The sequence below is a fragment of the Chromobacterium sp. CV08 genome, from assembly GCF_051129845.1.
Lineage (GTDB): Bacteria > Pseudomonadota > Gammaproteobacteria > Burkholderiales > Chromobacteriaceae > Chromobacterium.
Genome location: NZ_CP150453.1, coordinates 198,350 through 217,834, shown reverse-complemented (window position 1 = coordinate 217,834; position 19,485 = coordinate 198,350). Strand labels below are relative to the sequence as shown.

The window sequence follows — 19,485 nt, the reverse complement described above, 5'->3', positions numbered from 1 at the left end:
ATAGCCCTTGTTGTTGATACCGTTTTAGACAAAAGTAAGCGCGCGCGACATGACAAAGCCATTCTCTCATCCCGTTTATCAGCAGTTATCGCAACGCATCCTGATCCTGGACGGGGGGATGGGCACGATGATCCAGCGCCACCAGTTGGACGAGGCCGATTACCGCGGCCAACGCTTCGCCGACTGGCCGTGCGACGTCAAAGGCAACAACGACTTGCTGGTGCTGACCCGGCCCGACGTGATCGCCGGCATCCACCAGGCCTATCTGGACGCCGGCGCCGACATCGTCGAAACCAACACCTTCAACGCCACGTCGATCGCGATGGCGGACTACCGGATGGAGTCGCTGGTGTTCGAGATCAACCGCGAGGCGGCGCGGCTGGTCAAGGAGCTGTGCGTCGCCGAGACCGCGAAGAACCCGGCCAAGCCCCGATTCTGCGCCGGCGTGCTTGGCCCGACCAACCGCACCTGTTCCATCAGTCCAGATGTCAACGACCCCGGCTACCGCAACGTCAGCTTCGACGAACTGGTGGAAAGCTATACCGAGGCGATAGACGGCCTGGTGGCCGGCGGCGCCGACCTGCTGCTGGTCGAGACGATATTCGACACCTTGAACGCCAAGGCGGCGGTGTTCGCCATCCACCGCTACTTCGACGAGCGCCCGGACGCGCCGCGGCTGCCCATCATGATTTCCGGCACCATCACCGACCAGTCCGGCCGCACGCTGACCGGCCAGACGACGGAAGCCTTCTACAACTCGCTGTCCCACGCCGACGCCGCCAGTTTCGGCCTGAACTGCGCGCTGGGCCCGGACCTGCTCAGGCCTTACGTCGAGGAAATGTCGCGGGTGTCGGCGACCTATGTGTCGGTGCACGCCAACGCCGGCCTGCCCAACGCCTTCGGCGGCTACGATCTGGAGCCGGAGGCGATGGGCGGCTATGTCCGCGAATGGGCTGAATCGGGCCTGATCAACATCGTCGGCGGCTGTTGCGGCACCACGCCGGAGCACATCGCCGCCATCGCCCGCGCCGTCGACGGCGTCGCGCCGCGCGCGCTGCCCGACATCGAGAAGAAATGCCGGCTGTCCGGCCTGGAGCCGTTCAACATCGGCGACGGCGACCTGTTCGTCAACGTCGGCGAGCGCACCAACGTCACCGGCTCCCGCGCCTTCGCCAAGCTGATCCTGAACGGCGACTACGCGACGGCGCTGGACGTCGCGCGCCAGCAGGTGGAAAACGGCGCCCAGGTCATAGACATCAATATGGACGAGGGCATGCTGGACGCCCACGCCGCGATGGTGCGCTTCCTGAACCTGATCGCGTCGGAGCCGGACATCGCCCGCGTGCCCATCATGATCGACAGCTCGAAGTGGGACGTGATCGAGGCCGGCCTGAAATGCATACAGGGCAAGGGCATCGTCAACTCGATCTCGCTGAAGGAAGGCCGGGACAAGTTTATCGAACAGGCGCGGCTGCTGCGCCGCTACGGCGCCGCGGTGATCGTGATGGCCTTCGACGAGCAGGGCCAGGCCGACAACTACGCGCGCAAGGTCGAGATCTGCGAAAAGAGCTACCGCATCCTGGTCGACGAGGTGGGCTTCCCGGCCGAGGACATCATCTTCGACCCCAACATCTTCGCCGTCGCCACCGGCATAGACGAGCACGCCCGCTACGGCCTGGACTTCATCGAGGCCACCGGCTGGATCCGCCAGCACCTGCCGCACGCCAAGATATCCGGCGGCGTGTCCAACGTCTCGTTCAGCTTCCGCGGCAACAACAAGGTGCGCGAGGCGATACATGCGGTCTTCCTCTACCACGCGATCCAGCGCGGCATGACGATGGGCATCGTCAACGCAGGCGCCTTGGAAGTGTACGACGAGGTCGACGCGGAATTGCGCGAGCGCATCGAGGACGTGGTGCTGATGCGCCGGCCCCGGGACGGCGGCGACGCGACCGAGCGCCTGATCGAGCTGGCCGAGAAGTTCAAGGGCGAGGCCGCCGGCGAGAAGAAGGGCGAGGACCTGGCCTGGCGCGACTGGCCGGTGGAAAAGCGGCTGGAGCACGCGCTGGTCAAGGGCATCACCACCTTCATCGTCGAGGACACCGAGGAGGTGAGGTTGAAGTCGGCGCGGCCGATACATGTGATCGAAGGCCCGCTGATGGACGGCATGAACGTCGTCGGCGATCTGTTCGGCGCCGGCAAGATGTTCCTGCCGCAGGTGGTGAAATCGGCGCGGGTGATGAAGGCCGCCGTCGCCCATCTGGAGCCGTTCATCGAGGAAGAGAAGATCCGGCTGGGCCTGGCCGATGCGCCGGCCAAGGGCGTGATCATCATGGCCACCGTCAAGGGCGACGTGCACGACATCGGCAAGAACATCGTCGGCGTGGTGCTGCGCTGCAACAACTACCAGGTCATCGACCTGGGCGTGATGGTGCCGTGCCAGAAGATCCTGGACGCCGCCGTCGAGCACAAGGCCGACATCATCGGCCTGTCCGGCCTGATCACGCCCAGCCTGGAGGAGATGAGCCACGTCGCCAAGGAGATGCAGCGGCTGGACCACTCGGTGCCGCTGCTGATAGGCGGCGCGACGACGTCCAAGGTGCACACGGCGGTGAAGATCGCGCCGCATTACCGGCAGCCGGTGGTGTATGTGCCCGACGCCAGCCGCGCCGTCGGCGTCTGCTCCAACCTGCTGTCCGATACGCTGAAGGACGCCTTCGTCGCCGAAAACCTGGCCGAACAGCAGCGCGCGCGCGAAGGACACGCCAACAAGGCCAATCGCAAGGTCGTCAGCCTGGAGGCGGCGCGCGTCAACAAGGAAAAGATAGACTGGGCCGGCTATGCGCCGCCGAAGCCGCGATGGCTGGGCGTGCGCCGTTTCGAGAACTATCCGCTGGCCGAGATCGCCGCCTACATCGACTGGACGCCGTTCTTCCAGAGCTGGGAGCTGGCCGGCCGCTTCCCGCGGATACTCGACGACGAGATCGTCGGCGAATCGGCGCGCGCGCTGTTCGACGACGCGCAGGCGATGCTGAAGCGGATCGTCGACGAGAACTGGCTGTCCGCCAACGCGGTGATCGGCCTGTTCCCGGCCAATAGCGTCGACGACGACGACATCGAAATCCGCGATGCGGACAACGGCGCCAGCCTGATGACCTGGGTCGGCTTGCGTCAGCAGCTGCCGAAAACGGATGGCAAGGCCAACTGGGCGCTGGCCGACTACGTCGCGCCGAAGGACAGCGGGATCGACGACTATATCGGCGCCTTCGCCGTCACCGCCGGCATCGGCATAGAGCCGCACGTGAAGCGCTTCGAGGACGCCAACGATGACTACTCGGCCATCCTGCTGAAGGCGCTGGCCGACCGGCTGGCCGAAGCCTTCGCCGAGCTGATGCACGCGCGGGTGCGGCGCGAGTTCTGGGGCTATGCCGCCGACGAGCACCTGGACAACGAGGCGCTGATAGACGAGTGCTACCGCGGCATACGCCCGGCGCCCGGCTATCCGGCCTGCCCGGACCACACGGTGAAGACCGATCTGTTCAAGCTCTTGGACGCGCCGGCGATAGGCATGACGCTGACCGAGGGCTACGCAATGCTGCCGACGGCCGCGGTGTCCGGCTTCTACTTCAGCCATCCGGCTTCGCGCTACTTCGGCGTCGGCAAGGTCGAGAAGGACCAGGTGACGAGCTACGCCGAACGCCGCGGCGTCAGCATCGAACAGGCCGAACGCGATCTGGCGCCGAATCTGGGTTACGACGCCTAGGCTGACGCGATGATTGGCGGCCAGGCCCGAATGGCAATGGATGTTTGCTTTGAATAATTTGGATTTTCAGCTGGCTTTGCGCCAGCTGGATTGATATCTGGTGCCGTAGGACAAGTCTGACCGACATGTCCTACGGTGGGCACGAGCTTCTCGGCTGGATTTTTCTCCAACTTTCTGAAGAGAAAGTTTGTGAAACACATCCAGGATTTTTCCTTCGGACGGATTATGGATCGATAGCACATCGTTGAAGTGGCGATGGCCATAAATTTCCATGCGCTGCTGCAATGCTGCCGCGGCTTGTATTTGTGCGGTGGGCCGGGAGAGCCAACACCATTGATATAATAAACCTGTGGAATGGTAGAGCAGGTCTGGTACCATCAATTCAAGCCGCCTATTGGGATCCCATTTTCAGCCGCTCGTACCAAATCGGATAAACTTAGTCTTGCTGACCAAAGCAAGTAATTTCATTGTCCCGCTTTCATCGCTTGGCATCTATCGCTATCGGTACTTAAAAACGCTACAGTATTCGGTGCATTGATAACAGCTAATCGGGCGGTCATTCTCTCGTCGGTATTATAAGTCCGCGCGTAAATTTCACCAGTTATCTTGCTCATCTCATCGAGATGTCCTGCTCCCGCATATTTGGCAGCGCAAGCTCCGGCTTGAGCCTCTTGCAGGATCTGCATGTCGGCTGTACTGGTATCTTGCGGTACGGATGCGGTAACCGTTTTTTGATAGCTGCGCGCAATGGTTTCCGCTCCGATTTTCACGCCTGGCGTTGAAGGCTTGATATCCTCGATCAGCTGCTTGACATCATCGCGATAACCGCGATTTTCGGAGTCGATGCCGGCGACAGTCGCGATATTGCCGCCCGGCGTATAAGTGCCAGCTGCTGGGGACGTAGGTGTTCCTAGATGATTGCCCGTCCCGCCTTCATTTTCGCATCCGTTCAGCATAAATAAAGAGCAGGCTAATACAGCCATTAGTGCATTTTTTTTATTCGGCATTTTTATTCCCCTTATTAGAATTTATGGTGCGGAAGACGTGATTTGAGTAAATTAGTAGCAGCTATGGATATTTTTTGCACGTCGACAAATCATGATGTACAAAATACATAGAATTAGATTCTTGGGGTGATAATTTAAATTCCATGTGTTAAGTACGGTGCAATTTTTGATAGAATATTATTGCGTCACGACGCCATATTCTGCCTGGGCTTATTTTGGAATCAGCTGCCATCATTCGATGCCAATCAAGCACCGAAATTACTTGGTGTACTGTCTGGATTGAATAAATCGATTTCTTATTCAGATGCAGTTTACTGCCTGACGATATTGACTTGCTGGCAACAAGTAATATGCCAGTTGCGCAATGTGGAGCATCTGAAAAGGGTTGGATCTGCTGGCAATTGCGGCTTGTATCTGAAATTCATTTCAGATTGCGATCATTTAGCCTGGGGAGGAATTCAGAAAAAGCTTCGCGCTGTGGATAATTATCAGACCGCGATCCAGTTCGACACCATGCCATATCGGGTTTGCAGTTGCTGGGCGTGGGCGGCCGGCGGCCAGGAGGCCGAGCAGCGGCGAGCGTTGTGTCCTGTTGATCATGCATGGGGCGGGAGACGCGATGGATATGCATGCCATTCTGACTTGCGGGGAAGGTCCATCCAATTGACCGGCGCGTCCTGTGGACAAGACGCGCCGGTTGGCGCCGGCTGTGGATAACTGCCGCCGGCTGCTTGATTTTCCCGCGCGGGAAGGTGGTCGCAGGGAACGGATGCTGCTTACAGCAGCACCACGTCGAACTGCTCCTGCGTGTAGCTGGCCTCCACCGACAGCGACACCGGCTTGCCGATGAAGTCCACCAGCATCGCCAGGCTCTGCGACTCCTCGTCGAGGAACATGTCTATCACCGACTGCGCGGCCAGGATGCGGTAGCCCTTGGCGTCGTACTGCCGCGCCTCGCGGACGATCTCGCGCTGGACCTCGTAGCACACCGTCTGCGCCGTCTTGATCTCGCCGCGGCCCTGGCAAGTCGGGCACGGCTCGCACAGCACGTGGGCCAGGCTTTCGCGGGTGCGCTTGCGGGTGATCTCGACCAGGCCCAGGCTGGTGAAGCCGTTCAGCGTCACCCGGGTGCGGTCGCGCGCCATCGCCTTGGCCAGCTCGGCCAGCACCGCCGCCTGATGTTCGTCGCTGTCCATGTCGATGAAGTCGACGATGACGATGCCGCCCAGATTGCGCAGCCGCAGCTGGCGGGCGATCACCTGGGTCGCCTCCAGATTGGTCTTGAAGATGGTCTCGTCGAAGTTGCGGTTGCCGACGAAGCCGCCGGTGTTGACGTCTATCGTCGTCATCGCCTCGGTCTGGTCGATGATCAGGTAGCCGCCGAACTTCAGGTTGACGCGGCGCGCCAGCGCCTTGTCTATCTCGGTCTCGATGCCGTGCAGCTCGAACAGCGGCCGCTCGCCGGCATAGCGTTCTATCTTGTCGACGGCGATCTGCACGTACTGCTCGGCGAATTCGACCATCCGGCCGTAGTTCTCGTTGGAGTCCACCAGCACCTTGTCGGTGTAGCCGCTGACCATGTCGCGCAGCACCCGCACCGCCAGCGGCAGGTCCTCGTACAGCAGGCTCTGCGCCGGCAGCGTCTTCGACTTCTGCTGGATGTCGGACCACAGCTTGCTGAGATAGTCGATGTCGGCGGCCAGCTCGTCGTCGCGCGCGGTTTCCGCGCTGGTGCGGATGATGTAGCCCTTCGGGCTGCCGGCCGGCAGCAGCTTTTCCAGCCGCGCCTTCAGGCTGTGTCGTTCGGTGTCGCTTTCTATCTTCTGCGACACGCCGATGTGCTCTTCCTGCGGCAGATGGACCAGGAAGCGGCCGGCCAGCGAGATCTGCGTCGACAGCCGCGCGCCCTTGGTGCCTATCGGGTCCTTGATCACCTGGACGAGGACGGTCTGGCCCTCGAACAGCATCTTCTCTATCCGCTGCGGCTCGGTCGGGTGCTGGCGCTGTTCCAGCACGTCGGCGATGTGCAGGAAGGCGGCGCGCTCCAGGCCGATCTCGATGAAGGCGCTCTGCATGCCGGGCAGCACCCGTTTGACCTGGCCCAGGTAGATGTTGCCGACGATGCCGCGGCTGGCGGCGCGCTCGACGTGCAATTCCTGGACGATGCCCTCTTCCAGCACCGCGACGCGGGTTTCCTGCGGCGTGATGTTGACCAATATCTGTTCCTGCGGCCGCGGCAGGTCGCGCGGCAGCGCGATCGATTGATGCAGCATGTTCGCTCCCCGGCTTATGGCAGCTCGAAGCCGAATTCGGCCAGCAGCAGCGCGGTTTCGTGTACCGGCAGGCCCATCACGCCGGTGTAGCTGCCCTCGATGCGCTCGACGAAGACACCGGCGCGGCCCTGTATGCCGTAGGCGCCGGCCTTGTCGAACGGCTCGCCGCTGGCAATGTAGCGTTCGATCTCGTCATCGGACAGCGTCTTGAAACAAACGTCGGTGACCGAGGTCTTGAGCAGCAGCCGCTCGCCCTGGCGCAGCGCCACGCTGGTGATCGCCTGGTGGCGACGGCCGGAGAAGGCGCGCAGCATGCGGCGGGCGTCGTCGGCGTTCTCGGGCTTGCCGAAGATCTCGCCGTCCTGCGTCACCGTGGTGTCGGCGGCCAGCAGCGGCCGCTCCGGCAGGCCGCAGGAGGAGACGACGCGCCAGCCGGCCTCGGCCTTTTCGCGCGCCAGCCGTTCGGTGTAGGCGACGGCGTCTTCGCCCGGCCTGACCGTTTCGTCGATCTCGGCGTGAATGCGTTCCAGATGCAGGCCCAGCTGTTCCAGGATCTCGCGCCGGCGCGGACTGCCGGACGCGAGGTAGATTCTGTTGTCATTGGTGCTCATATCAGGCTGCTCGTTTGTTCTTGGGCTGACGCCTAGGTTACCAGAGCGGCCCGGCGCCAACCATGGCCGCGGTGTCCGGGGACGGCCCGGAGGGAGAAAAGCGATGGGGATTCAAAGCCTTGCGGCGGCTGGCAATTGGTGAACGACTGTAGTCGCCTGTCAAGGCTGCGCGCCTCCGCTTATGTCAAAAGGCATTTTGAAATCCATTTTTATGCAAATTGAACTGCGGGCGACGGTTTTGATAAGATGTTTGTCTTTGTCGCCGTTTCCGCCGCCTCCTATGCCGCCAGCCAGTCCCGTCGCCCGTCATGCCAATCCGGCCACCGCCGCCGCCATTTTGCTGATCCTGTTCAATCCCCTGGGCATCGATCTGTATCTGCCGGCCCTGCCGATGCTGCAAAGCCAGTTCCACGCCGACGCCTCGGCCAGCATAGGCGCCTTCGTATTCAGCCTGGGCCTGGGCCAGCTGCTGTTCGGCCCGCTGGCCGACCGCGTCGGCCGCCGGCCGGTGGCGCTGGGCGGCCTGCTGGTCTACGCCGCGGCTTCTATGCTGGCCGGCCATTGCGATACGCTGGGCGGCTTCCTGCTCGCCCGCGTCTTGCAGGGGCTGGGCGCCAGCGCCAGCTCGGTATGCGCATTCACCATCATCCGCGACTGCTTTTCCGGCAATGCCGCCGCGCGCCGCTACAGCCTGCTGAACGGCACGCTCAGCATCGTGCCGGCGATGGCCCCGACGCTGGGCAGCGTGCTGGTCCGGCAGTACGGCTGGCCGTCCTGCTTCCTGTTGCTGGCGGCGCTGGCGCTGGCGGCCTTCGCCGCGCTGGTGTGGAAGATGCCGGAGACGCGGCCCGCCGTCCCGCCGCGCGCCGAGCGCGCCGGCAGCGCCGAGCTGCTGCGCCACCCTGAGCTGCTGCGCTACGGCGCCTGCTGCTGCACCGCGCTGGGCATGATACTCGGCTACGTCACGCTGGCGCCCAAGGTGCTGATCGCCGACGGCGGCGTCAGCCCGGCCGCCTTCGGCCTTTTGTTCGGCGCCAACGCGCTGCTGATCATGGCCGTCAGCTTCGTCGGCCTGCGCTTGATCGGCCGCTTCTCGCAGCAGACGCTGCTGCACTGGGGCCTGGGCCTGATGGCGCTGTCCGGCGCGCTGTTGCTGGCGCTGTCAGGCAAAAGCGGCGCCTGGCATTACATGGGACCGGTGGCGGTGCTCAGCGTAGGCTTCGCCTTCACATTGGGGCCGGCCAGCAGCCTGGCGATGGCGCCGTTCGCCCACGCCGCCGGTCGCGCCGCCGCCTTGCTGGGCTGCGCCCAGATGCTGTTCGCCGCGGTGTTGTCGGCGGCGCTGGCCGCGCTGCCGCTGCCGGGGGAATGGGCGCTGGGCGGCGCGGCGCTGCTGCTGCCGCTGGCCTGCCTGCTGGCGTTGCGTCAGCAGGACGTGCCGGCACCTGCCGAAGCCTGATACAGGACAACTGCCTGAATCGCTTGGGACATTTGCCGCGGCGCGAGTACAATCGCGGCTGTCCCAAGATTTGGCAGATTCATGAGCAAGCACATCCCCCGCAAGCGTTTCGGGCAGAATTTCCTGCAGGACGCCAGCGTCATCGCCGGCATCGTCCACGCGGTCAATCCGCAGCCGGACGACATCGTCATCGAGATCGGACCCGGCCTGGGGGCGATCACCAAGCCGCTGCTGTCGCGGCTGCCGCACCTGCACGTGGTCGAGATCGACCGCGACATCATCGAACGACTGCGCGCCGAGCATCCGGCCGACAAGCTGACCATACACGCCGGCGACGCGCTGGCCTTCGACTTCGGCTCGGTCAGCGACAAGCCGCTGAAGATAGTCGGCAACCTGCCGTACAACATCTCGACGCCGCTGCTGTTCCACCTGGCCAGCTACGGCAACCGCGTGCTGGACATGCACTTCATGCTGCAGAAGGAAGTGATAGAGCGCATGGTGGCCGAGCCGTCCAACGCCGATTACGGCCGGCTGTCGGTGATGCTGCAATACCGCTTCTACATGGAAAACATCCTGTTCGTGCCGCCTGAGGCGTTCTGGCCGCCGCCGAAGGTCGATTCCGCCGTGGTGCGTATGATCCCGGCGCCGGGCCGCTGCGGCGTCGCCCGCGACGAGGCGATGCTGGAGAAGCTGGTGGTCCAGGCGTTCTCGCAACGGCGCAAGACGCTGCGCAACAATCTGAAGGGTCTGGCCGACGCGGCCGATCTGGAGGCGCTGGGCATCGATCCGGGCCTGAGGCCGGAGAACCTGCCGGTCGAGGACTATGTACGGCTGGCCAATCATCTGTCTGACAAGGGCATTAAGTCCTGACACGAATAAAAAATATCCGCATACTGTCGGACAGACAAACACTACAAAGAAGATCAAGGCGCCAGCCCTCGAAGCGGCGCCGTTTCACCCCGCAAAGAGAGTCATAAGGAGAAACACTCATGCGCATTCGCACTTCCGTCCTCGCTGGATGTACGCTGGCCGCGGTCGCCGCGCTGCCGGCCGGCGCCGCCGAACTGAGCGGCACGCTGAAGAAGATCAAGGATTCCGGCGTGATCGTGCTGGGCAACCGCGATTCCTCGATCCCGTTCTCGTACTACGACAACAACCAGAAGCCTATCGGCTATTCGATGGACCTCGCCGGCAAGGTGGTGGAAGAGGTGAAGAAGGAGCTGAAGCTGCCGAATCTGCAGGTCAAATACAATCTGGTGACCTCGCAGACCCGCATCCCGCTGGTGCAGAACGGCACCGTGGACCTGGAGTGCGGCTCCACCACCAACAACGCCGAGCGCGGCCGCCAGGTGGCGTTCTCGGTCGGCATCTTCGAGATCGGCACCCGCCTGCTGACCGCCAAGACCTCCGGCGTCAAGGATTTCCCGGACCTGAAGGGCAAGAACGTGGTCACCACCGCCGGCACCACGTCCGAACGGCTGATCAAGGCGATGAACGCCAGCAAGAACATGGGCATGAACATCATCTCGGCCAAGGACCACGGCGAATCGTTCCTGATGCTGGAGTCCGGCCGCGCCGCCGCCTTCATGATGGACGACGCGCTGCTGTACGGCGAGATGGCCAAGGCCAAGAACCCGTCCAACTGGGTGGTCACCGGCAAGGCGCAATCGTACGAGATCTACGGCTGCATGCTGCGCAAGGACGACCCGGCGTTCAAGAAGGTGGTGGATACCGCGCTGGAGAAGACCTTCAAGTCCGGCGAAGTGAACAAGATCTACGCCAAGTGGTTCACCAGCCCGGTTCCGCCGAAGGGCCTGAACCTGAACTTCCCGATGTCCGACGAGCTGAAGTCGCTGCTGGCCAAGCCGACCGACAAGCCCGCCGAGTGATCCGGCAGGGCCGCCTGACGGCGGCCTGAACCGTCAAACCGAAGCCGTCCGCATCAGGCGGGCGGCTGCTCGACCCTGCCCGGCCGGCGGCCGGCGGGGGCATCGATCGCCGCGCGCCTTCGCGACCGCGCGGCTGGGAGTGGCTTCATGAATTACCACTGGGACTGGGGAATCTTCTTCAAGCCTACCGGTGTCGGCAGCGAGATCTATCTGAACTGGTTCGTCAGCGGCTTGGGCTGGACGGTGGCGGTGGCCTTGAGCGGCTGGATCATCGCGCTGGCGCTGGGCACCGCGGTCGGCGTGCTGCGCACGCTGCCCAATCGCTGGGTGGCCGGCCTCGCCACCGTCTACGTCGAACTGTTCCGCAACGTGCCGCTGCTGGTGCAGCTGTTCGTCTGGTACTTCCTGGTGCCGGACCTGTTGCCGGAGGGCGCGCAGGTCTGGTTCAAACAGGACCTGTCGCCGACGACCTCGCAATTCCTGTCGGTCGTCGTCTGCCTCGGCCTGTTCACCGCCGCCCGGGTGGCCGAGCAGGTCAGGACCGGCATCGAGGCGCTGCCGCGCGGCCAGCGCAACGCGGCGATGGCCGTCGGCTTCTCGCTGGGCCAGACCTACCGCCACGTGCTGTTGCCGCAGGCGATGCGCATCATCATCCCGCCGCTGACCAGCGAGTTCCTGAACATCATCAAGAACTCGTCGGTGGCGTCGCTGATCGGCCTGGCCGAGCTTTTGGCGCAGACCAAGCAGACCGCCGAGTTTTCCGCCAACATCTTCGAAGCCTTCACGCTGGCCACCGTCATCTACTTCGTGCTCAATATGAGCCTGATGCTGATGATGAACGCGCTGGAGAAGAAGCTCAGGGTGCCCGGCATGATGGGAGGCAAATAATGGATTTCAGCCAGATCGTCCCGGCCCTGCCGGGTCTGGGCGCGGGCATGCTGCTGACGCTGAAGATGCTGGCCGGCGGCGTCGCCGGCGGCGTGTTGCTCGGCATTCTGCTGGCGCTGGCGCGGCTGTCCGACTTCAAGCCGCTGTCGGCGCTGGCCACGCTCTACGTCTACTATTTCCGCTCGATTCCGCTGCTGCTGGTGATCTCCTGGTTCTACCTGGCGGTGCCGCTGCTGCTGAACTGGATCACCGGCAATTTCGAGCCGGTCGGGGCCTTCACCTCCTGTCTGACCGCCTTCGTGATGTTCGAGGCCGCCTATTTCGCCGAGATCGTCCGCGCCGGCATCCAGGCGATACCGAAAGGCCAGGCCGGCGCCGCCTACGCGCTGGGCATGCGCTATCACCAGGTGATGGGCCTGGTGGTGCTGCCGCAGGCGCTGCGCAAGATGCTGCCGCTGCTGTTGCAGCAGTCCATCATCCTGTTCCAGGACACGTCTCTGGTATACGCTGTCGGCCTGATGGACTTTCTCAACACCGCCCGCTCCAAGGGCGACATCGTCGGCCTGCCGCACGAATTCCTGATATTCGCCGGCACGGTCTACTTCGTGATCAGTTTTGGCGCTTCGCGGCTGGTGAAGCGCCTGCAACAAAGGTTGGCTGTATGACTGCAATGATTGCGCTGAACAAGGTCAGCAAATGGTATGGCGACTTCCAGGTGCTGACCGACTGCACCACCCGGGTCGCCAAGGGCGAGGTCGTCGTGGTGTGCGGGCCGTCCGGCTCCGGCAAATCCACGCTGATCAAGTGCGTCAACGCGCTGGAGCCGTTCCAGCAGGGCGAGATCGTCGTCGACGGCATCTCGGTCGGCGACCCGAAGACCGACCTGCCCAAGCTGCGTTCGCGCGTCGGCATGGTGTTCCAGCACTTCGAGCTGTTCCCGCACCTGACCATCACCGAGAACCTGGCGATCGCCCAGGTCAAGGTGCTGGGCCGCGGCCGCGACGAGGCGATGGCCAAGGGCCTGAAGCTTCTGGACCGCGTCGGCCTCAGGGCGCACGCCGACAAGCATCCCGGCCAGCTGTCCGGCGGCCAGCAGCAGCGGGTGGCCATCGCCCGCGCGCTGGCGATGGATCCGATCGCGATGCTGTTCGACGAGCCGACCAGCGCGCTGGACCCGGAGATGATCAACGAGGTGCTGGACGTGATGACCGAGCTGGCGCACGAGGGCATGACGATGATGTGCGTGACGCACGAAATGGGCTTCGCCCGCCGCGTCGCCGACCGCGTGATCTTCATGGACCAGGGCCATATCGTCGAGGACTGCGCCAAGGACGACTTCTTCGGAGACATGGACGCCCGCAGCGAGCGCGCGCGCCAGTTCCTGTCCAAGATCCTGCAGCACTGAGCGGCGACCGCCGCGCATCGAGCCCGCGCCCCGGCGCGGGCTTTTTCGCGTCCGGCGCGCCGCCGGCGAGATGTTTTTGCAACAACGATGGGCTTATCGGCACGCCGAGTCCCCGGCGCGCGCGATTCGCGGATAGCATGGGTGAAAACATTTCCAAGCAAACGCCGTGAAAAGACTGATCGCCCTGCTGCTGTGCTGCCTGACGCTGACGTCCGCGCCGGCGGCCGCCCACGAGCTGGTCTTCGCCTACAATGTGTTCGAGCCTTGGAAGCGTGTGGACGCGCAGGGCCGGCCGGCCGGTCCCTATACCGAGATCGTGCGCGAGCTGGCGCGCCGGCTGGGAATGCCGCTGCGTTTCTTCCCGTGCCCGCTGTCGCGCTGCCTGGCGGCGATGCAGGCTGGCAAGGCCGACCTGATGATAGGGGTGCAGTACAGCGCCGAGCGCGCCCGCTATCTGGATTATCTGGAGCCGCCGTTCGCCAGCGGCAACCGTCTGGCCCTGTATCAGCGCCGAGACGACGGGCGCGGCGTCGTCCGCTACGCCGATCTGCTGCCGCTGACGGTGGGGGTGGTGCAGGGCGTGCGCTACCATCCGCGCTTCGACGCCGACTCCCGCATCCGCCGCGACACGGCGCCGACGATGGAGTCCAGCTTCCGCAAGCTGGTGGCCGGCCGCGTCGACGTGCTGATAGGCAACGAGCAGCAGAGCGGCCTGTTGGCGGCCAGCCCGGAGTTCGCCGCCAGCGTCCGGCGGGTGCCCTTGACGCTGGACGACGCCCGTCCCAACCGGCTGGTGCTGGCGCGCACGTCGCCGCGGTATCCGGAGCGGGCGCGGATCGCGCGGACGCTGCGCGCGATGCTGGCCGACGGCAGCGTCGCCCGGCTGTTGGCCGGCGGCAAAAACGGCGCCGATGAGCGCTAGTTGCAAAATCCGCGCTGGCCGCGCGCGGTGTCGGCTGGCATAGTAGGGCTTTTGCACGATTACCAGTGGGACGCAACGCCATGCAAGACCAACATGCCTGGTCCGGCCGCTTTTCCGAGCCGGTTTCCGAACTCGTCAAGCACTACACCGCCTCCATCGGTTTCGACTACCGATTGGCCGAGGCCGATATCGACGGTTCGCTCGCCCACGCGGCGATGCTGAACCGGGCAGGCGTGCTGTCCGACGCCGACCTGGCGGCGATCCGCCAGGGCATGGCCGGGATCCGCGACGAGATCCGCGCGGGCGCGCTGGCGTGGAGCGTCGACCTGGAAGACGTGCACATGAATATCGAGCGGCGGCTGACCGACCGCGTCGGCGACGCCGGCAAGCGGCTGCACACCGGCCGTTCGCGCAACGATCAGGTGGCCACCGACATCCGGCTGTGGCTGCGCGGCGAGATCGACGCCACCGTCCACCTGCTGGCCGAGCTGCAGAAGAGCCTGCTGGATCTGGCGGAGCGGCACGCGACCACCGTGATGCCCGGCTTCACCCATCTGCAGGTGGCGCAGCCGGTCACCTTCGGCCACCATCTGCTGGCCTATGTCGAGATGCTGGCGCGCGACGCCGAGCGGATGCTGGACTGCCGCAAGCGCGTCAATCGGCTGCCGCTGGGCGCGGCGGCGCTGGCCGGCACCACCTACCCGATAGACCGCCATTACACCGCCGAGCTGCTCGGCTTCGACGACGTCTGCCACAACTCGCTGGACGCGGTGTCCGACCGCGATTTCGCCATCGAATTCACCGCGGCGGCGTCGCTGGTGATGATCCACCTGTCGCGGCTGTCCGAGGAGCTGATCCTGTGGATGAGCCCGCGCGTCGGCTTCATCGACATCGCCGACCGCTTCTGCACCGGCTCGTCCATCATGCCGCAGAAGAAGAACCCGGACGTGCCCGAGCTGGTGCGCGGCAAGTCCGGCCGCGTCGTCGGCCACCTGATCGCGCTGCTGACGCTGATGAAGGCGCAGCCGCTGGCCTACAACAAGGACAATCAGGAAGACAAGGAGCCGCTGTTCGACACCGTCGACACGCTGCAGGCCACGCTGCGCATCTACGCCGACATGATGCGCGGCGTGACGGTGAAGCCGGAGGCGATGCGCGCCGCCGTGCTGCAGGGCTTCGCCACCGCCACCGACCTGGCCGACTACCTGGTCAAGAAGGGCCTGCCGTTCCGCGACAGCCATGAAGTGGTCGCGCTGGCGGTGCGCCATGCCGAGGGACAGGGCGTGGACCTGGCCGAACTGCCGCTGGCGGTGCTGCAGGGCTTCAGTGCGCTGATCGCCGACGACGTCTATACCGTACTGACGCCGGAAGGCAGCCTCGCGCAGCGCGACCACGTCGGCGGCACCGCGCCGCGGCAGGTGGCGGCGCAGATCGCCCGGCACCGCGCCCGGCTCGGCTGAGCCCGCCGCGCCTGGAGACGGCCCTCCGCGAGGAGGGCTTTTGCCTTCATGTCGACAACCCGTTGTGGCCGGGCGGTCCCGCATGCCGCGGACGCTTGCCGCGGAGACCCGATGAGTCCCTTGCATCCGCGCCGCCAACACCGGCTCAGCCATCTGCTGCCGGCGCTGCTGGTCGCCCTGCTGCCGCTGCTGACGGTGGCGCCGACGCTGCTGTGGCAGGAGGGCCAGGATTTGCGCCGGTTGGCCCGGCAACAGATCCAGCAGGGTGTGGCCCAGGTCGACGAGATCCTGGATCAGGCCGACCAGGCCAGCCGCGCCATCCTGCCCCATGCCGGCCAGCCCTGCGGCCAGGCGGTGTACAGCCTGCGCCGGCAGGTGGCGATGGTGCCCTTCGTCCGCAGCACCGCGCTGGCGCGCGGCGACGCCTTCTATTGCACCTCGCTCAGCGGCAGCATCTCGCTGCCGCTCGATTCCGGCGGCTTCGTCGAGGGCCGCCTGCAACTGCTGTCCGGCAATCAGATCACGCCCGACGTGCCGCTGCTGTACTACCGGCTGCGCGGGCCGCGCGGCGACGCCGTCGCCACCGTGGACGGCCGCTATCTGCAGCTGGCGCTGCAGGACGCCAGCGACAGCACCCCGGTCTTCCTGCAGGTCGGCCCCGCATGGCTGGGGCCGCGCCGGGTCGGACGCGGTCCGGCGCCGCAGCCGTGGCGTACCGTGGAGATCGGCCGCTCGCAGCGCTATCCGTACACCTTGCTGACCAGCTACGAGGTCCCGGCGTGGCCGCGTCTGCTGTGGCAGCGCCACGGCCTGCTGACCGTCGTGCTGCTGTTGCTGGGCCTGGCCGCCGGCGCGACCTTGTACTGGCTGCTGGGCCGGCCGGCCTCGCCGCTGGCCGAGCTCAGGCGCGCGCTGGGGAACGACGAGTTCGAGGGGTTCCTGCAGCCAGTGGTCAAGCCTGGCGTGCCGGGCTGGCAGGGCGCCGAGGTGCTGATGCGCTGGCGCCATCCGCGCGACGGCCTGATCCGGCCCGAGCTGTTCATCCCGCAGGCCGAGGAGTCCGACATGATCGTGCCGATGACCTGGCAGATGATGCGGCAGGTGGCCGACCGTCTGCGCAGGCTGCCGCTGCCGCCGGACTTCCACCTCGGCTTCAACATCAGCCGCGCCCATCTGCAGGACCCGCGCTTCTACGATGATTGTCGCGAGCTGCAGCAGTCGCTGCAAGGCAGCGGGGCGGTGCTGACGCTGGAATTGACCGAGCGCGAGCTGGTCGAGGTCACGCCGGAGGTGGAAGAACTGTTCCACCGGCTGCACCTGCTGGGCGTGAAGATCGCGCTCGACGACTTCGGCACCGGCCATTCCAGCCTGGTCTATCTGCAGCAACTGGCGGTGGACGGCCTGAAGATAGACCAGAGCTTCGTCGCCGGCATAGGCAGCGACGGCCTGTCCGCCCACATCGTCGACAGCGTGGCGGAGCTGGCGGCCAAGCTGGGGCTGGAAACGGTGGCCGAGGGTGTCGAGACCGCCGAGCAGCTGGCCTATCTGAGCCAGCTCGGCGTCGGCTGGCTGCAGGGCTTCCACATCGCCAGGCCGATGCCGCTGGACGAGTTCGCGCGCCGGCTGATCGCCGGCGACACCTGGCCGCCGCGGCAGCGCTAGGTTTTAAGCCGTCTGTATTCGCCCGGCGGCATGCCGCAAAGCCGTTTGAAGGCGCGCTGGAAGGCGGCGTCGCTGTCGTAGCCGACGCGCGCGGCCACTTCGCCCAGCGTCAGCCGGCTGTGCCGCAGCAGGCCCTGGGCGCGGTGAATGCGCCAGCCGGTCAGGTGGTTCAGCGGCGTGTCGCCGACGCGCGCGCGAAAATGGCGGGCGAAGGCCGAGCGCGACATGCCGGCGCGCGCCGCCATCGTCTCCAGCGTCCACGGCGCCGCCAGATCGGCATGGATCGCGTGCAGCAGCGGCGCCAGCCGGCGGTCGGCCAGCGCGCCCAGCCAGCCGTCGCCGCGGCCGGACAGGCAGTGGATGCGCAGGGCCTCGATCAACAGCACGTCCACCAGCTTCTGCACCACCAGCGGCGAGCCCAGCGTCGGCGCGGCGTTTTCGCGCGCGATCATTTCCAGCGCGGCCTGCAGCAGCCGCGCCCGCTCGGCGTCCAGCCGCAGGTGCAGCACCGGCGGCAGCAGCGCCGTCAACGGCGCGCCGGCGGCGGCGTCGAACACGAAGCGGCCGGAGACGATGCCGGTTTCCGCGCCGTCGCCGCCGAAACGGATCACGCCGTCGCGGCGGCCGGCGAAAACCGTTTCGCACGGCGGCGTCTCCGTCCCCGGCGCGTCCATCAGGCAAAAGCGCTGGCCGCCGCTGACGATGAACAGGTCGCCGGCCGTCAGCGGCAGCGGCCGCTCCAGTCCGGCGCCGGCCAGCAGGCAGCCGCCGTGGGCGACGATGCCGAAGCGTGCCGACGCCTGATGGGCGAAATCTATGCCCCACGGCGCGCGCGCCTCCAGCCGCGCGTACAGCGCGCTCTCCACCCGCATCGCGGTGAAGATGTCTTCCAGCAGATCCATGCGCAAACCGATACGAATGGTGAATGAATGGGTAGGTTCGATCATTCATCATCCTCATGCGGCGAGGCAAGATGTCCGGGTGATTTTTCATCCGAAGGACGTTCCCGATGCAAAGCTATCGTTTTTCCCGTTTCGGCTCCCTCGACCACCTGGCGAGCCATCAGGAGCCGGTGCCGACGCCCGGCCGCGGCGAGGTGCTGGTGAGGGTGCGCGCCAGCTCGCTGAACTACCGCGACCTGGCCTTGCTTAACGGCCAGTATCCGATGAGCTGGCGCGACGGCCTGGTCCCGCTGTCCGACGGCGCCGGCGAAATCGTCGCGCTGGGCGACGACTGCGCCCGCTTCCGCATCGGCGACAGGGTATGCAACGCCTTTTTCCCGCAGTGGTTCGGCGGCCCCTTTCCGCCGGCCGAGGCGGCGCGCCAGTACGGCAGCAATCAGGACGGCTGGCTGTGCGAATACAAGACGGTGCGCGAGGAGGCGCTGGCGGCGGTGCCGGAGCATCTGGACTGGGCCGAGGCCGCGACGCTGCCGTGCGCGGCGCTGACGGCCTGGACGGCGCTGACCGGGCCGCAGCCGGTGACGGCCGGCGACACGGTGCTGGTGCAGGGCAGCGGCGGCGTGTCGCTGTTCGCCCTGCAACTGGCCAAGCTGATGGGCGCGCGCGTCATCGCCACCACGTCCTCCGCCGCCAAGGCGGAGCGGCTGCGGGCGCTGGGCGCCGACGCGGTGGTCGACTATCTCGCCGTGCCGGAATGGGGAGAACGGGTGCGCGAGCTGAACGGCGGCCGCGGCGTGGACCGCATTGTCGAGGTCGGCGGCAAGGGCACATTGGCGCAGTCGCTGGCGGCGGTGGCGCCGGGCGGCGAGATCGCGGTGATAGGTTTCCTGGCCGACGGCGCGGCGGAGATGGACTTCATGCGCTATTTCCTCAGCGGCGCCACGTTGCGCCGCATCGCCGTCGGCCACCGGGAGGGCCTGGAAGCGATGCTGCGCGCCATCGGCCGGCAACGGCTGCGGCCGGTGCTGGACCGGGTCTTCCCCTTCGACGACGCCCGCGCCGCCTGGGAGCACTTCGCCGCGCGCCGGCATTTCGGCAAGGTGGTGATCGAGCATTGAACGGCATCCGGCCGTCGCTGTGGCGGCCGCGCGCCGCCGGTCGGGAACGGGGCGAAAATTGCAGCCGGCATTTGCTAATCGGGCGAAAAATATGTTACTAAAGTAACGTGATTTTCGATTCCGAAT

Annotated in this window: 16 protein-coding genes; 12 read left to right on the top strand and 4 right to left on the bottom strand. The window is 65.5% G+C overall.

The genetic code is table 11. From position 1 onward, the window contains the following. Positions 1 to 49 precede the first annotated feature (49 nt). On the top strand, positions 50 to 3,763 hold the full coding sequence (gene metH, locus WNM05_RS01005) for a methionine synthase (protein WP_434631717.1): 3,714 nt from the start codon (positions 50 to 52) through the stop codon (positions 3,761 to 3,763). Positions 3,764 to 4,227: 464 nt separating this feature from the next. Here the strand turns inward: metH and WNM05_RS01000 are convergent, their stop codons facing one another. Then, entirely contained in the window at positions 4,228 to 4,770 is a 543-nt protein-coding gene (locus WNM05_RS01000; RefSeq protein ID WP_434631715.1) for a hypothetical protein, read from the bottom strand. Between the two features lie 180 nt (positions 4,771 to 4,950). Between WNM05_RS01000 and WNM05_RS00995 the strand changes: the two genes are divergently transcribed. Next, the gene (locus WNM05_RS00995) at positions 4,951 to 5,487 is read left to right on the top strand and encodes a hypothetical protein (protein ID WP_434631714.1); all 537 of its coding nucleotides are present in this window, start codon (positions 4,951 to 4,953) and stop codon (positions 5,485 to 5,487) included. A 59-nt stretch (positions 5,488 to 5,546) separates the two neighbouring features. Here the strand turns inward: WNM05_RS00995 and rng are convergent, their stop codons facing one another. Together rng and WNM05_RS00985 are read right to left on the bottom strand one after the other, a co-directional pair. Then, complete coding sequence (rng, locus tag WNM05_RS00990; RefSeq protein ID WP_434631712.1) at positions 5,547 to 7,043, bottom strand: ribonuclease G; 1,497 nt, start codon at positions 7,041 to 7,043, stop codon at positions 5,547 to 5,549. A gap of 14 nt (positions 7,044 to 7,057) precedes the next feature. Beyond that, positions 7,058 to 7,654: a Maf family protein gene (locus WNM05_RS00985; RefSeq protein ID WP_434631710.1), complete on the bottom strand. Its 597-nt coding sequence runs from the start codon at positions 7,652 to 7,654 to the stop codon at positions 7,058 to 7,060. A 280-nt stretch (positions 7,655 to 7,934) separates the two neighbouring features. On the opposite strand from WNM05_RS00985, the gene WNM05_RS00980 reads away from it, so the two are divergent. The 9 genes from WNM05_RS00980 to WNM05_RS00940 all read left to right on the top strand — a co-directional run bounded on the left by WNM05_RS00980 (position 7,935) and on the right by WNM05_RS00940 (position 17,339). Then, complete coding sequence (locus tag WNM05_RS00980) at positions 7,935 to 9,113, top strand: Bcr/CflA family efflux MFS transporter (RefSeq protein ID WP_434631709.1); 1,179 nt, start codon at positions 7,935 to 7,937, stop codon at positions 9,111 to 9,113. An 81-nt stretch (positions 9,114 to 9,194) separates the two neighbouring features. Further along, a complete protein-coding gene (rsmA, locus tag WNM05_RS00975; RefSeq protein WP_434631707.1) occupies positions 9,195 to 9,983 on the top strand; it encodes a 16S rRNA (adenine(1518)-N(6)/adenine(1519)-N(6))-dimethyltransferase RsmA in 789 nt (262 codons plus the stop codon). A 119-nt stretch (positions 9,984 to 10,102) separates the two neighbouring features. Continuing rightward, entirely contained in the window at positions 10,103 to 11,002 is a 900-nt protein-coding gene (locus WNM05_RS00970; RefSeq protein ID WP_434631705.1) for a glutamate/aspartate ABC transporter substrate-binding protein, read from the top strand. Positions 11,003 to 11,149: 147 nt separating this feature from the next. Next, on the top strand, positions 11,150 to 11,890 hold the full coding sequence (locus tag WNM05_RS00965) for an amino acid ABC transporter permease (RefSeq protein ID WP_434631703.1): 741 nt from the start codon (positions 11,150 to 11,152) through the stop codon (positions 11,888 to 11,890). Beyond that, positions 11,890 to 12,555 (top strand): amino acid ABC transporter permease, encoded by a 666-nt coding sequence (locus WNM05_RS00960; protein WP_434631701.1) that lies wholly within the window; start codon positions 11,890 to 11,892, stop codon positions 12,553 to 12,555. Before WNM05_RS00965 ends, WNM05_RS00960 begins: the two co-directional genes overlap by 1 nt. A 5-nt stretch (positions 12,556 to 12,560) precedes the next feature. Continuing rightward, positions 12,561 to 13,295 (top strand): amino acid ABC transporter ATP-binding protein, encoded by a 735-nt coding sequence (locus WNM05_RS00955; RefSeq protein ID WP_434635195.1) that lies wholly within the window; start codon positions 12,561 to 12,563, stop codon positions 13,293 to 13,295. 166 nt (positions 13,296 to 13,461) lie between these two features. Next, complete coding sequence (locus WNM05_RS00950; protein WP_434631699.1) at positions 13,462 to 14,217, top strand: substrate-binding periplasmic protein; 756 nt, start codon at positions 13,462 to 13,464, stop codon at positions 14,215 to 14,217. An 80-nt stretch (positions 14,218 to 14,297) separates the two neighbouring features. Then, positions 14,298 to 15,677: an argininosuccinate lyase gene (gene argH / locus WNM05_RS00945; protein ID WP_434631697.1), complete on the top strand. Its 1,380-nt coding sequence runs from the start codon at positions 14,298 to 14,300 to the stop codon at positions 15,675 to 15,677. A 111-nt stretch (positions 15,678 to 15,788) separates the two neighbouring features. Next, positions 15,789 to 17,339: an EAL domain-containing protein gene (locus tag WNM05_RS00940; protein ID WP_434631695.1), complete on the top strand. Its 1,551-nt coding sequence runs from the start codon at positions 15,789 to 15,791 to the stop codon at positions 17,337 to 17,339. Here WNM05_RS00940 and WNM05_RS00935 read toward each other — a convergent pair. Beyond that, positions 17,336 to 18,286 carry a cupin domain-containing protein gene (locus WNM05_RS00935; protein ID WP_434631693.1) on the bottom strand — a complete coding sequence of 317 codons (951 nt, stop codon included), beginning with the start codon at positions 18,284 to 18,286 and terminating at the stop codon, positions 17,336 to 17,338. The genes WNM05_RS00940 and WNM05_RS00935 overlap by 4 nt on opposite strands. Before the next feature lie 62 nt (positions 18,287 to 18,348). Between WNM05_RS00935 and WNM05_RS00930 the strand changes: the two genes are divergently transcribed. Then, on the top strand, positions 18,349 to 19,359 hold the full coding sequence (locus WNM05_RS00930; protein ID WP_434631691.1) for a zinc-dependent alcohol dehydrogenase family protein: 1,011 nt from the start codon (positions 18,349 to 18,351) through the stop codon (positions 19,357 to 19,359). The last annotated feature ends 126 nt before the right edge of the window (positions 19,360 to 19,485 follow it).

Coding starts and splice junctions, on each gene's coding strand:
- metH (WP_434631717.1), top strand. CDS start 50: ATGACAAAGCCATTCTCTCATCCCGTTTATCAGCAGTTATCGCAACGC.
- WNM05_RS01000 (WP_434631715.1), bottom strand. CDS start 4,770: ATGCCGAATAAAAAAAATGCACTAATGGCTGTATTAGCCTGCTCTTTA.
- rng (WP_434631712.1), bottom strand. CDS start 7,043: ATGCTGCATCAATCGATCGCGCTGCCGCGCGACCTGCCGCGGCCGCAG.
- WNM05_RS00985 (WP_434631710.1), bottom strand. CDS start 7,654: ATGAGCACCAATGACAACAGAATCTACCTCGCGTCCGGCAGTCCGCGC.
- WNM05_RS00980 (WP_434631709.1), top strand. CDS start 7,935: ATGCCGCCAGCCAGTCCCGTCGCCCGTCATGCCAATCCGGCCACCGCC.
- rsmA (WP_434631707.1), top strand. CDS start 9,195: ATGAGCAAGCACATCCCCCGCAAGCGTTTCGGGCAGAATTTCCTGCAG.
- WNM05_RS00970 (WP_434631705.1), top strand. CDS start 10,103: ATGCGCATTCGCACTTCCGTCCTCGCTGGATGTACGCTGGCCGCGGTC.
- WNM05_RS00965 (WP_434631703.1), top strand. CDS start 11,150: ATGAATTACCACTGGGACTGGGGAATCTTCTTCAAGCCTACCGGTGTC.
- WNM05_RS00960 (WP_434631701.1), top strand. CDS start 11,890: ATGGATTTCAGCCAGATCGTCCCGGCCCTGCCGGGTCTGGGCGCGGGC.
- WNM05_RS00955 (WP_434635195.1), top strand. CDS start 12,561: ATGATTGCGCTGAACAAGGTCAGCAAATGGTATGGCGACTTCCAGGTG.
- argH (WP_434631697.1), top strand. CDS start 14,298: ATGCAAGACCAACATGCCTGGTCCGGCCGCTTTTCCGAGCCGGTTTCC.
- WNM05_RS00940 (WP_434631695.1), top strand. CDS start 15,789: ATGAGTCCCTTGCATCCGCGCCGCCAACACCGGCTCAGCCATCTGCTG.
- WNM05_RS00935 (WP_434631693.1), bottom strand. CDS start 18,286: ATGATCGAACCTACCCATTCATTCACCATTCGTATCGGTTTGCGCATG.
- WNM05_RS00930 (WP_434631691.1), top strand. CDS start 18,349: ATGCAAAGCTATCGTTTTTCCCGTTTCGGCTCCCTCGACCACCTGGCG.